The sequence below is a fragment of the Solihabitans fulvus genome, from assembly GCF_008386585.1.
In the GTDB taxonomy this organism is placed as follows: domain Bacteria; phylum Actinomycetota; class Actinomycetes; order Mycobacteriales; family Pseudonocardiaceae; genus Solihabitans; species Solihabitans fulvus.
In genome coordinates this window covers 1-12,897 of the sequence record NZ_VUOB01000031.1, presented here as the reverse complement: position 1 = coordinate 12,897, position 12,897 = coordinate 1, and the positions used below count along the sequence as shown (strand labels likewise).

The following is a 12,897-nucleotide window of genomic DNA, read 5'->3' as shown; positions in this document are numbered from 1 at the left end:
GAGCGGGCGGCACGCCACGGCGAACGCCGTCACAGCTGCCCTGCGGCGAGGCGGATGAGCCGGTCGAGCACCTCGCCACCGGACGCGGAGATCCCGTCGTGCTCCCAGGCGTTGGTGACCCACGCGCGCACGTTGCCGACCGCGCGGGCGGTGCGCAGCGAGAGATCCGCGTCCACGTACATGTCGTCGTGGTACACCACGGCGGCGACCGGAACCCGGTTCTCGGCCAGCCGGGCCGGATCGTAGAGCGCGGGCCAGTCGGCGCGGGCGGCCAGCAGGTCGGCCGCACCGGCGAACGGCCGCAGCCCGGCGATCTCGCGGAACATCCACGGGTAGATCATCTCGCCGGTGCACAGCAACGGGTCCGCGTCCTCGGCGAACTCGGGGAACTCGGCCAGCACCCGGTCGGCCGCCCACGCCGTCGGCTTGCCGCCCTGCGCGAAACACGCCTCCTGGAGCACCGCGTACAGCGGGTTGTCCACGAACCCGGTCAAGGTCATCACCTGGTGGCGGAACGAGTCGGACAGCTGACCGCCGTCCCACGCCTCGTCCAGCAGCCAGTGCACCCGCTCCAACCCGGTGCCCATGCCGAACGCCATGCCGAGCGTGCGCAGCCTGCGGGCGGTGAGCCGATCCCCGTTGGGCAGCAACACCTCCCGCTCCTCGACGTGATCGGCGATCGCGCGGAGCCCGGCCGCGTCCGCCGGATACCGGCCGTAGAACTCCTCGGTCCTGTCCCGGACCCTCGGATAGGTCCGCGCGTAGACGTCCTCCGCCGTGGCGTGCAGATCGGGTAGCCCGCCGGCGACGTAGCAGGCGCGCAGCCCCTCGGGGGCCAGCGACAGGTAGGTCAGCGTCACGAAGCCGCCGTAGCTCTGGCCCAACGTCTCCCACGGCTCGTCGCCGCACAGCTGCCGGCGGATGTGCTCGCAGTCCGCCACGATCGCGTCGGCACGGAACGCGGCGAGGTGCTCCGCCAGGCGTTCCGCCGAGCCGAGGGAGGCCGCCAGCCAGGCCGTGACCGGCGTGGAGCGGCCGGTGCCGCGCTGGTCGAGCAGCAGCACCCGGTGCGTGCGCAGGGCCCTGGTGAGCCAGCCGTCCACCAGCAGCGGCCGGGGCGACTTCCCACCTGGCCCGCCCTGGAGGTAGACCAGCCACGGCAGCCGGTCCGCCGTTCGCGCCGGGTCGACCAGTTCGCGCCCGAACACCTCGATGGTCGGGCCCGCCGGCTCGGCGTGGTCGAGCGGAACGGTGAAGACGTGGTCGGTGGCCGTGAAACCGGGGCGGGGGTTCACCTGGTCGTCTCCTCGGGGTAGTGGCAGGCCACGTCGTGGCCGGTCGCGTGCGCGCGCAGCACGGGGCGTTCCACCCGGCAGCGGTCCGCCGCCTTCGGGCAGCGGGTGTTGAACGGGCAGCCGGTGGGCGGGTCGAGCGGGCTCGGTAGGTCGCCGGTCAACGGCACGCGGGGACGCGCGCGTTCCCGTGCGGGGTCCGGGATCGGCACTGCGGCCAGCAGCGCCTTGGTGTAAGGATGCGCCGGACCGGCGAACAGCGTGTCGCGGTCGGCCGTCTCCACCACCGTGCCGAGGTACATCACCGCGATCCGGTCGCAGAGCTGCCGCACCGCGCCGAGATCGTGCGCGACGAACAGGTAGCTCAGCGCCAGCTCCTCCTGGAGATCCTTGAGCAGGTTGAGGATCTGGGCCTGCACCGAGACGTCCAGCGCCGACACGGGCTCGTCGCAGACCACCAGGCGCGGCCGCAGCGCCAGCGCCCTGGCGATGCCGATCCGCTGCGCCTGCCCACCGGAGAACTCGTGCGGGTAGCGGTCCGCGTGCTCCGGCAGCAGCCCGACCCTGGCCAGCTGTCGCTCGACCGGCTCTCGTTCCGCGACCCGCTGGTAGCGGTAGGGCGCGGACAGGATCTGCCGCACGGTCTTACGCGGGTTCAGCGAGGAGAACGGATCCTGGAAGATGATCTGCAACTCTCTGCGGACCGGCCGAAGCGCGCGCTCGGACAGCGTGGCCAGGTCGCGCCCGGCGAAGTGCACGGAGCCCGAGGTCGGCGTCAGCAGGCGGGTGAGCAGCCTGCCGGTGGTCGACTTGCCGCAGCCGGACTCGCCGACCAGCCCCAGCGTCTCGCCGCTGCGGATCCGCAGGGACACCCCGTTCACCGCGGCGACCCGCCCGACCACCCTGCGGGTCAGGGCGTGCCGCACCGGAAACTCCATCACCAGGTCGCGCGCCTCCAACAGGACGGTCACCGCGTCGCCTCCATGGGTGGGACGGTGGCCAGCCGGTCAGGCACCGGCCGGTCGATCCTCGGCACGCAGGCCAGCAGTGCCCGCGTGTACGGCTCGGCGGGTTCGGCGAAGACCCGGTCCACCGGCCCGCGCTCGACCGCGCGCCCGCCGCGCATCACCAGCACCTCGTCGGCAAGGCCGGCGACGACGCCCATGTCGTGCGTGACGAACAGGACCGAGGTGCCGGTCTCCCGCCGCAGCTCGTCGAGCAGGCCGAGGATCTGCGCCTGCACGGTCACGTCGAGCGCGGTGGTCGGCTCGTCGGCGATCAGCAGCTCGGGTTCCAGGCACAGCGCCATCGCGATCATGACGCGCTGCCGCATGCCGCCGGAGAACTGGTGCGGGTACTCGCGCGCGCGGCGCTCCGGGTCCGGGATGCCGACCCGCTCCAGCATGCGCACCGCGACCCGGCGCGCCTGCGCCATGGGCACGCGGCGGTGCGCGCGGTAGGCCTCGGCGATTTGGAAACCCACCTGATAGTAGGGATTCAGCGCGGACAGCGCGTCCTGGAAGACGATCGCGATCCGCTCGCCGCGCAGCGCCCGCAACTCGGCGGGCCGCGCGGCCACCAGGTTCACGCCGTCGAAGGTGATCCGGCCGGACACCTCCGCGCCGGGCAACAGGCCAAGGATCGCGAGGCTGGTCACCGACTTGCCGCTGCCGGACTCGCCGACGACGCAGAGGGTCGAGCCCCGGTCAAGGTCGAAGGAGAGCCGGTCGACGGCGCGCACGCCGTTGCCGAACACCACGCTCAGCTCGGACACTTCGAGCAGACTCACGTCGCGTGCCTCACTCTCGGGTCGAGCAGCGCGTAGACCAGGTCGACGGCCACGTTGGCGAGCACGATGAAGCCAGCGGCGAACAGCGTCACGCCGAGGATGACCGGCTGGTCGGCGCTGTTGATCGCGTCGGAGGCGAGCTTTCCCACGCCGGGCAGGCCGTAGACGGACTCGGTGATCAGCGCGCCGCCGAGCAGCGCGCCGAGGTCCATGCCGAACACCGTCACCACCGGCGTCATCGCCGGCCGCAGGGCGTGCCGCAGCACCACGGTGCGTTCCGGCAGGCCCTTGGCGCGGGCCGTGCGGACGAAGTCGCGGCCGAGGCTCTCCACCATCTCGCCGCGCGCCAACCGCGCGTACAGGCCGGCGTAGAGCAGCGCGAGCGTGGTCCACGGCATGATCATCGACTGGACCCAGGCGAGCGGGTCGACGAACAGCGACACCGCGTGCGGGTGCGGCAGCCAGCCGAGCTTGATCACCAGCACGTACTGGAACAGCAGCGCGGTCAGGTAGATCGGCAGCGAGATGCCGCCGAGCGCGGCCGCCATCGCGGCCCGGTCCCACAGCGATCCCCTGCGCAGCGCCGAGATCACCCCGGCGGTCACGCCGACCACCAGCCAGAGCACGGCGGCGCCGATCGCGATCGACACGCTCACCGGCAGCCTGGTGACCAGCAGCCGCCACACCGGTTCGTTGGTCTGGAAGCTGAAGCCGAGGCACGGGAATCCACAGTGGACGGACAGCGCGCCGGTGCCGTAGGTGCGGCCGGCGAAGACGCCGACCAGGTACGAGCCGAACTGGTGGTAGAGCGGCCGGTCGAGGCCGAGGGTGTCGCGGATCTGTGCGATCCGCTCGGGGCCGCACGCCTTGCCGCAGGCCTGCTGGGCGGGGTCGTCCGGCATCACGTAGAAGATCACGAAGGTGAGCGCGCAGATCACCAGCAGCAGCAGGGCGGCGACGCCGAGCCGCCGGAGGGTGTACCAGATCACCTGCCGCCACCCCTCGGATCCAGCGCGTCGCGGACCGCGTCGCCGAGCACGTTGAACGCCAGCACCGTGCCGAACAGCAGCGCGCCCGGCAGCAGGAAGTACAGCGGATCCGCCGCGTACCAGGGCACCGCCTGGGCGATGAGCTGCCCCCAGGACGGCGTCGGCGGACGCACGCCGACCCCGAGGAAGGACAGCCCGGCCTCGGTGGCCACGCAGGCCGGGATGGACAGCGTGGCGACCACCAGGACGGGCCCGGCCAGATTGGGCAGCACCTCGCCGAACAGCAGGGTCCTGCGGTTGGCGCCGAGCGCCCGCGCGGCCTCGACGAACTCCCTGCGGCTCAGCGACATCGCCTGGCCGCGCACGATCCGGCCGGCGTAGGGCCAGCCGAAGAACCCGAGCACCGCGACCAGCAGCAGCTCCCGGTTGGCGGCGGGGGCCACCGACATCAGCGCGATCATGAAGATCAGACTGGGAAAGGACATCAGCAGGTCCATCACCCTGCCGATCACCGCGTCCGCCCAGCCGCCGAAGAAGCCGGCGACCAGCCCGAGCACCGTGCCGAGCACGACCGAGACGGCGGTGGCTGCGAGCGCGATCAGCAGCGAAACCCTGGTGCCGTAGAGGATCCTGGCGAACAGGTCGCGCCCGCTGCCCGGCTCGACGCCGAGCCAGTGCGCCGAGCTGATGCCGCCGAACCCGCCCCTTGGCAGGCCGCCGAGGTTCGCGTCAAGCGCGCCGGTGTCGAACGCCGTCGGCGAGGTCCCGGCCAGCGCGGTGAGCACCGGGGCGGCCAGCGCTGCGACGAGCAGCACCAGGATCGCGACGAGGCTGACCGTGGTGGCCCGGTTTGCGAGCACGGATCGGGTGCCGACGGATCGGGTGCGGAGCAGCAGCGCGCGCAGCGGGGCGGCGCGCGTCGAGGGAGCGCGCACGTCCTACCCCCTCAACCCGAGCGACACGAGGTCGAGGCGGCCGACGTAGCCGACGTGCCCATACGCCCCCACCACGTTGGGGCCGACCAGGATCGCCGCCTTGTCCCACAGGAACGGCACCACCGGCGCGTCCGCCATGATCTGCCCGTCGAGCTGGCCGTACGCCGCGTTCGCCGCGTTCGCGTCGGGCAGCGCGGCGATCTGGTCGAACCGGCTGTTCACGGCGGAAGAGTCGTACTGGGCCCGGTTGTTGTTGCCCTGCTTGGTGATCGCCCTGCCGTCGAGCACGATCGGCAGGTAGGTGGACGCGCCGGGCCAGTCCGGGGTCCACCCGTCGATCACCATGTCGTGCTCCTGCGCGGTGTTGCCCACCGTCGACCAGTAGGACGAGCCGCTCACCTCGTTGACCGCCACCCGGATGCCGACCTTGGCCAGCGACGACTGGATCGCCTCCGCCTGGGCCTTGCCGCCGTTGGTGGCCGGCGCGTCCAGGGTGAGGTCGATCCCGCCTGCGACGCCGGCCTCGGCCAGCAGCTGCCTGGCCTTGTCGGGATCTCCCTTGCCGTCCTTGCTGGGATAGGGGTCGCCGTCGACGTGGCCAGCCACCGACGGCGGCAGGATGGTGGTCGCGAGGTCCCCGGCGATCGGGCCGCCCCTGGTCAGCCGCAGCGCGTCCTTGTCGATGGCGTAGGCGATGGCCTGGCGCACCTTGACGTTGCCGAGCTGCCCGCGCCTGGTATTCAGCGACAGGAAGCGGGTGTTCTCCGACTCGCCGGTGATCAGCCGCGCCCGCAGCGTCGGATCGGTCTGCACCTGGGCGACCGAGGCGGGGCCGATCGGCTCGAACGCCACCGCGTTCGCGTCCTCGCCCTGCGCGGCGATCATCCGCTGGTCCACGACCGAGCCGTCCAGGTTGAGGTCGATCTCGATCCGGTCCGGCAGCGCCTTGCGGACGTCGTCGGTCTTCTGGTCCCAGGACTCGTTGCGCACCAGGGTGAGTTGCTTCTTCGGCTCGAACGTGTCGATCTTGTACGGGCCGGAGGAGAACGGCCTGCTGTCGTAGCCGACGCCGGTGTCCTTGTCCTTGGGCACCGGCGCGAACATCGGCAGCGCGGCGGCGGAGCCGAAGTCCGCGACCGGCCGGTTCAGCGTGAACACGATGGTCCGGTCGTCCGGGGTCGCGATGGCGGCGAGGTCCCCGCCCTTGTACGGCCCCTGGTAGCTCGCGCCGCCGGCCAGCCAGGTCCGCGCATACGGCGGCCCCTCGGGCAGCTCCGGTGCGAAGGTGCGCTCCACGCCGTACCTGATGTCGGCGGCCGTGATGGCCCTGCCGTCCTCGTACTTCAGGCCCTCCTTGAGGTGGAACGTCCAGGTCTTCGCGCCGTCGCTCGGCGTGCCGGTGTCGGTGGCGAGGTCGGGCACGATCGACGAGCCTGCCCGGCCGGGCGCGGCCGCGTAGGTGGTCAGCGTGCGGTAGACCAGCCTGACGACGTCCTGCGTCGAGGTGACGTAGGCGCGGGCGGGATCGAGGTGTTCGAGGTCGATGGTGGACAGCACGTGCAGCGTCCCGCCCCGGTGCGTGCCGGCCGCCTGGCTGTCCGCCGCTCCGCCGTGCGCGCCGCCGCAGCCTGCGACGGCGATGAGCCCCAGAATCAGGCTGGCACCGAGTGACGCGGTGCGGGTCCTGCTGGCCACGTGACCTCCCAACACGGCCGCGAGCAGCGGCGTGGTCCGGTTTTGGTCCGCACAGCTTCTGGTGGCCAACCCCTACCGAAGAACTCTCAGCTGTACATAACATCGGGTTATGCAACTGGAGGTTCGGCACCTTCGCATCATCTGCGCGATCGCGGAGAGCGGCAGCCTCGGCAAGGCCGCCGCCGCGATGCGGCTGTCCCAACCTGGCCTGACCGCGCAGCTCCGCCGCATCGAGGCGATGCTCGGCGGCGAGCTGTTCGAGCGGCACGCCAGCGGCGTCACGCCGACGCACTTCGGCGAGCTGGTTCTCACCAGGGCGCGCGCCGTGCTGCCGACCATGGACGAGCTGTTGCGTTCAACGCGCGTCGCTGCCGGCACCGGACGCGCCACCGCCCAACGGCTCCGGCTCGGGTCGATCAACGCGCCGCTGCTCGGCGGCCTGATCGCGGCGCTCCGCTCGGTGTTCCCCGACGCCGAGGTCACCTCGCGCGCCGAGGGCTCGCCGCTGCCGCTGGTCGAGGACATCGCGGCGGGCCGGCTGGAGGCCGCCGTCGTCGGCGACACCCCCGGCTACGACCTGCCGCCGCACGCCGACGTGGTGCTGCGCCCGATCGTCACCGAACCGGTTTTCGTGCTGCTGCCGGACAAACACCCGCTCGCCGCGCTCGACGAGGTGCACCTCGCCGACCTGGCCGAGGACGACTGGGCGCTGCCACACCCGGACAACGACCGCACCAGGGAGTACTGGGCGACGGCGTTCAACCGCACCGGCCTGCCCATGCACGTGCCGTACGAGGCGGAGGGCAGGCTGGTGGCCGAGATCGTGCGCTGCGGGCACGCGATCAGCCTCTGCCAGCCGACCTTCGACGAGGTGCCCGGCGTCGCCGTCCGCCCGATCGCCGGGGATCCCTTGTGGTACCGGCATCTGCTCGCCTGGCACCGCGACGGCCCGCTGGCCGGCCACGGCGAGGTCATGGCGCGGCACGCCGCCGACGCCTACGCGGCGGCCTCCACCCGCAATCCGGCCTACCCGCGCTGGCTGGCGCGAAGATCGCCCTGAGTCTCGCTCCGCCGAAGGACTTTGAGACGTGACACCCCGACGGCGAGCGCGAGCAGCACGGCGCTGCCGACGACGTCGAGCACGTAGTGGTTGCCGGTGGTGATCACCACCGCGGTCATGACGAGCGGAAACAGCCAGGCCAGCAGCGCGGCCCTGGGGTGCGCGGCCCGCAGCGCCGACCACACCGCGTACGCGCACCACAGCGACCACCCCACGTGCATGCTGGGCATGGCCGAGAAGTTGTTCTGCCCGTTGCCGAGGTCCCGGGTGTCGTGGCGGCCCCAGAGGTCGTGTTCGGCGACGATGTCGACGATCCCCGGCAGGGCGAACCGCGGTGGCGACATGGGCACCGCCCAGAACACCGGCAGCACGAGCAGGGACATCGCGACCAGCGTGCGCCGGACCCTCAGATAGACCTCGGCGTGGCGAACGAAAACCCACAGCAGCACCCCGAGGAGTGCCGCGTAGTACAGGCGGTAGCAGTACACCGCGGGCGGGATCAGCGCCGGATGCCCGGCGAGCCACGCGTTCGCCGTCCGCTCGATGTCGAGGTGGAGGGCGCGTTCCACCGACTGAAGTGTCCCGGCGTTGGCGCCTGCGGCGCTCGCGCTCTTCCCTGCGGCGGCGTGGAAGTACGTGAAGACCAGCGTTCCAACCAGCAGGATGATCGCCTCGACCAGCACGGCCGGGCGCCCGTGCCCGCCCCGGACCAGCGCGCTCAGGCGGGCACGGCTCATGGGGTCACGGTAGCCGACGCTCCGCGTCCGCAACGGCCGTTCGGCGGCGGACGAGACCAAGTGATTCCCGGGGCGTGCAAGCCCTAACACAACATTATCGGCAGGTGGGAGTGGTCCGGAGGAAGTCGCGCGGAGCAGTGTCTCGGCTCGATCGCAACCCTCCGGAAGGAGCCCTGATGCGTATCGCCCACAGACCGCGAGCCGTGTTCCTCGCGGCCTCGATCGCCTTCGCCACCCTACTCGGTGCCGGCGGCGCCCTCGCCGCGCCGGCACCACAAACCGGCGACAGCACCGACTACCACGACTACACCACGCGGATTCACCAGCACGGCAGGAAGATCGTCATGCCGACGCCGGGCAGCGCCGCGGCCGCCCGTCCTGCCGCGGCCGGACCGCTGGTCTACGGCGGCGGCCCGATCCAGCGTTCCCCCAAGGCATACCTGGTGTTCTGGGGATCGCAGTGGAGCAGCGACCCGCAGGGCGTCATCCCCTACCTTCAGAGCTTCTTCCGCGGCCTCGGCGGCGGTCAGGACGGCTGGTCCAGGGTGATGGAGCAGTACTGCCAGGGAGTCGCCAGCGGCGCGGTCAGCTGCGGGTCGGCCGGCACGCACATCCACTTCGACGGCTCGGTCTACGCGGGGATCTGGCTCGACACCAGCGTTTCGGCGCCGTACCAGGCCACCGACGACCAGATCGCGGCCGAGGCGACGGCCGCGGCCGCGCACTTCGGCAACACCACGGCCGCCTCGAACGTCGGCGTGCAGTACCACGTGTTCAGCCCGCAGGGCACGCACCCCGGCGGCTTCCCCGGCGCGGGCTTCTGCGCCTGGCACAACAACTGGTCCACCCAGTACGGCGACATCTCGGTCGGCAACGAGCCGTACATGCCCGACGGCAACGGCGGCTGCGGCACGAACTGGCTCGGCGGCGCGCTGGACGGCTTCAGCATCGTCGTCGGGCACGAGTACGCCGAGTCGGTCACCGACCCGATCCCGAACTCCGGCTGGGTCGACACGTCAGGGGGCGAGAACGGCGACAAGTGCTCGTGGATCCGCAGTGGTCCCGGTGCGATCACCTCGTATCCCCTGGACACCGGCAAGTTCCCGGTGCAGTCGACCTGGAGTAACCAGATCAACGGCTGCCAGACCAGCGTCCCGGTGCCGCCGCCGGGCTGCGTCGCCGGACAGGCGCTCGGCAATCCCGGCTTCGAGAGCGGCACCGCGCCGTGGTCGGCGAGCGCCAACGTGATCGCGCAGCCGGCGACGTGGGGCAGGACGGCGCACAGCGGGTCCTACGCGGCCTGGTTGGACGGCGTCGGCTCCCGGCACACCGACACGCTCAGTCAACAGGTGAGCATCGGCTCGGCGTGCCGGAGCGCCACGTTGTCGTTCTGGCTCAACATTTTCACGGCCGAGACCACCGCCACGCAGGCGTACGACACCCTGGCCCTCACGGTGAACGGCGCCACCCTGGCGACCTGGTCGAACCTGGACGCGAACACCGGGTACGCGCAGCGGACCTTCGACCTGTCCTACTACGCGGGCCAGACGGTGACGATCGGCTTCACCGGAACCGAGGACGACAACCTCCAGACCAGCTTCCTGATCGACGACGCGGCCCTGGTCCTGTCCTGATCCCCGACGTCCTGATCCCCGACCCGGGGCGGGGATATCTCTCGCCCGCCCCGGATCGGGCTGCCCTGTCACCGTCCGCCGACTCCGGTCAGCGGACGGTGACCGTGTGGGTCGCGCCGAGCGAGCCCGCGACCTTGATGTCCAGCACCAGCTTCGGCTCGGTGGCGACCACGGTGACCGTGGGATCCGACTGCGCGAGCCGCCGGCGCGGCCGGTCCACGGTCACCCTGATGGTGTCCAGCGTCTGGGTGGGATCGGCGACGGCGAGCCGCCACCCGCGCTCGGTCTCGCCCCACAGCACGGTCGCGGGCGCGGAAACACCCACCGGCCCAACGGATCCCGCCGCGAAGAAGGTCGCCGCGACGGTGCCGGAGTCCTCGTCGTCGCCGAGCCGCACGGCCTGCACCCCTGGGGTGTTGGCCAACACGCGCCACCGTTCGCAGCCGTGTCGCGTCTGCCAGGCCGTCGCGCCGGGCAGCACCGCGTACGCGTAGGTCGCGCCGGCGGGGTTCGGCCCGTGGTCCAGCACGATCTGCTGGAACCGCCGGGTGTAGGGGACGTTGGTGCCGTGCGTGTTCGCGCCGATGTCGATGCCGAGCCAGGTGCCGGTGCGGTCCTCGCGCCGCACCGTCACGGGCGCGTCGCCGAGCAACACGTAGCCCCCGATGCCGGCCAGGTGCAGCCAGTCGGCGCGCGGCAGGGTCACGCTCTGGCCCAGTGTCGTGTACCGGCGGCCGTCGGCGATCAGCGCGGCCGACCCGTTCTCGCCGAGGTTGCGGTTCTCGATCGTGGTCCGGACCCGCGCACCGGACGCGTCGGTGATGCCGGCGCCGAGGCAGACCACCGCGTCCGGCGTGAAGAACCACGACTTCTTCGCGCGCAACGTGCCGTCCTGGGACACGAAGTCGAGGCCGTACGCGCCGTGCCCGTCGTCCCAGCGCGCGCCGCCGGCGAACGAGGTGGTAGCCGGCGGCGGGTTGGCCGGGAACGCGGGCGGGGCGGCGTCCTTCTCGGTCGTGCCGGGCAGCAGCGTCGCGTCCACGGTCGGCCAGTACGCGTCGCTGTAGTGGCCCTGGTCGCCGGGCAGGAACGTGTAGAGCGAGCCGTCGCCGACGTACCAGCCGTGCAGGTTCTGGCCGTTGATGGCCTCATAGCGGCAGATCCGCGTCGAGCTGAGCCCCAGCGCCGCCGACCAGTCCTCGGTGACGTGCACCATCCGATCCTGCTGCGGGAACGGCCGGTGCACGGCAGTCGTGGCCGGCCGCCGGGGACGGGAGGCGAGCAGCTGTTCGGCGTACTCGACCTCGGGCACGCCGACCATCTGGAGACCGCCGGAGAAGCGCTGCACCCCGGAGACGTCCAGGTACGGCGCCCAGGTGCCCTCGCGGATCCACTTGGCCGCCAGGCCGGCGAGCGTGCCGCGCACCGGCTCGGGTGCGTTGCGGGACAACAGGACCGTGGCCGCGATGAACTGGTGGCCGGCGTCGTGCCCGGTCTCGCCCTGCCGGGACAGCATGCGGCCGCGCACCGGCTCCATCATCGAGCCGGCGAACAGGAACGGCGCGTACACATCGGTGACCGTGTCGTAGAACCGCTGCCGCACGTCGGCGGGCAGCGGCGTCGCCGTGCCGTTGGTGACGTGCATCAGGCCGGCGGCGGCGGTCAGCAGCACCAGGCCGTAGTGCCCCGAGTAGGGCACGGTGCCGTGCTGGATGAAGGAGCCGTCCGTGTGGTAGCCGTCGCCTGTGGTCACCCTGGCGACCAGGCTGGCCGCGCCGCCGCCGACCGTGTCGGTCACTGCGGCGAGGCCGGTGGCGATCCTGGCCGCGTCGCCGGCCAGCGCCCCGGACACCACGGCGATCAGCGACTTGTCCGCCCGGTTCGCGCCGGTCTCCACCAGGCCGCGCGTGGCGGTGCGCTGGTTGGGGTCGGCGACGAACCGCAGCACCGGCCGTAGGAGGCGTTGCAGGTCGGCGGCGGGCAGCGCGTCGCCGAGGCAGACGAGGATTTGCAGCAGCCAGTAGGGCACGCCGATCTCGTAGACGTACCAGTTCCCGAGTTCGGCCGTGTTCTCGTTGTACTGCAAGCGGTACAGCGTGTTCAGCGCGGTGATGATCCGCTGCGGCTGGTCCGGCCGGCCGGACAGCGCCGAACCAGGGGTCGCCCAGTCGACCGCGATCGTCCGCAGCCGGTAGTACATCAGCGGGAAGTAGGTGCTGCCCGGCCCGACCGGCAGGTCCGGCCAGAGCTGGTCGGCCGCGACGTTCATGGCCGAGTCGTAGCCGACCGCGACCTGGTCGAGGGCGGCCACCGCCTGGTTTCGCTTCGGCGAGAACAGCTTCTGCCCGATCTGGAGCTCGCGGTAGGCGGCGACGATCTTCGCGAAGTCGCTGACCGCCGGCGCGCCGAACACGACCGAGTTGCCGCCCAACGGGAGCGCGGTCGCCGCGGTGGCGAGCGCGCCGTAGCGAAGTAGATCTCTGCGGTTCAGTGGCATGACAACCCCACGTTCATATGTATGAACAACTGTCATGTAGATGAACCAGAGAAGTTAGTGTGGGGCGTCACACCTGTCAACGATCGCGGGCCCGGTTGGGCCGAGCGGTCAGCGAAGGGCGTTGAGAAGGTGAAAGGGCAGCAACAGCTAGGTGATCGCCATCGGCTCGCTGCGCCGCGTCGGGGTGAGCCGGCCGAGCTGATCGGCGGCAGGCCGCGCGCCCGGCCGGCCGTCACCCGGTGCTAGACCCAAGGCCGTGAAGTTTGCGG

General features: G+C 71.7%; 10 protein-coding genes. 2 read left to right on the top strand and 8 right to left on the bottom strand.

Going from position 1 to position 12,897, the window contains the following annotated elements; genetic code table 11:
• Positions 1-29: 29 nt before the first annotated feature.
• Genes F0L68_RS18490 through F0L68_RS18465 form a run of 6 tightly spaced genes read right to left on the bottom strand, consistent with a single transcriptional unit; the run spans position 30 to position 6,700 of the window.
• On the bottom strand, positions 30-1,295 hold the full coding sequence (locus tag F0L68_RS18490; RefSeq protein WP_149850856.1) for an alpha/beta fold hydrolase: 1,266 nt from the start codon (positions 1,293-1,295) through the stop codon (positions 30-32).
• On the bottom strand, positions 1,292-2,263 hold the full coding sequence (locus F0L68_RS18485; protein ID WP_276313863.1) for an ABC transporter ATP-binding protein: 972 nt from the start codon (positions 2,261-2,263) through the stop codon (positions 1,292-1,294). Before F0L68_RS18485 ends, F0L68_RS18490 begins: the two co-directional genes overlap by 4 nt.
• Positions 2,260-3,081 (bottom strand): ABC transporter ATP-binding protein, encoded by an 822-nt coding sequence (locus tag F0L68_RS18480; RefSeq protein WP_149850855.1) that lies wholly within the window; start codon positions 3,079-3,081, stop codon positions 2,260-2,262. The genes F0L68_RS18485 and F0L68_RS18480 overlap by 4 nt, the downstream gene beginning before the upstream one ends.
• Complete coding sequence (locus F0L68_RS18475; protein ID WP_149850854.1) at positions 3,078-4,070, bottom strand: ABC transporter permease; 993 nt, start codon at positions 4,068-4,070, stop codon at positions 3,078-3,080. The genes F0L68_RS18480 and F0L68_RS18475 overlap by 4 nt, the downstream gene beginning before the upstream one ends.
• Positions 4,067-5,005: an ABC transporter permease gene (locus tag F0L68_RS18470; protein ID WP_149850853.1), complete on the bottom strand. Its 939-nt coding sequence runs from the start codon at positions 5,003-5,005 to the stop codon at positions 4,067-4,069. Before F0L68_RS18470 ends, F0L68_RS18475 begins: the two co-directional genes overlap by 4 nt.
• A 3-nt stretch (positions 5,006-5,008) precedes the next feature.
• Complete coding sequence (locus F0L68_RS18465) at positions 5,009-6,700, bottom strand: ABC transporter substrate-binding protein (protein ID WP_188316656.1); 1,692 nt, start codon at positions 6,698-6,700, stop codon at positions 5,009-5,011.
• Between the two features lie 109 nt (positions 6,701-6,809).
• Here F0L68_RS18465 and F0L68_RS18460 point away from each other — a divergent pair, with 109 nt between their 5' ends.
• Complete coding sequence (locus F0L68_RS18460; protein ID WP_149850851.1) at positions 6,810-7,760, top strand: LysR family transcriptional regulator; 951 nt, start codon at positions 6,810-6,812, stop codon at positions 7,758-7,760.
• Here F0L68_RS18460 and F0L68_RS18455 read toward each other — a convergent pair.
• Positions 7,727-8,497 carry a phosphatase PAP2 family protein gene (locus F0L68_RS18455; RefSeq protein WP_149850850.1) on the bottom strand — a complete coding sequence of 257 codons (771 nt, stop codon included), beginning with the start codon at positions 8,495-8,497 and terminating at the stop codon, positions 7,727-7,729. The two genes, F0L68_RS18460 and F0L68_RS18455, sit on opposite strands and share 34 nt — an antisense overlap.
• Before the next feature lie 176 nt (positions 8,498-8,673).
• Between F0L68_RS18455 and F0L68_RS18450 the strand changes: the two genes are divergently transcribed.
• A complete protein-coding gene (locus tag F0L68_RS18450) occupies positions 8,674-10,131 on the top strand; it encodes a hypothetical protein (RefSeq protein WP_149850849.1) in 1,458 nt (485 codons plus the stop codon).
• 88 nt (positions 10,132-10,219) lie between these two features.
• Here the strand turns inward: F0L68_RS18450 and F0L68_RS18445 are convergent, their stop codons facing one another.
• Positions 10,220-12,628 carry a polysaccharide lyase 8 family protein gene (locus F0L68_RS18445; protein WP_149850848.1) on the bottom strand — a complete coding sequence of 803 codons (2,409 nt, stop codon included), beginning with the start codon at positions 12,626-12,628 and terminating at the stop codon, positions 10,220-10,222.
• Positions 12,629-12,897 lie beyond the last annotated feature (269 nt).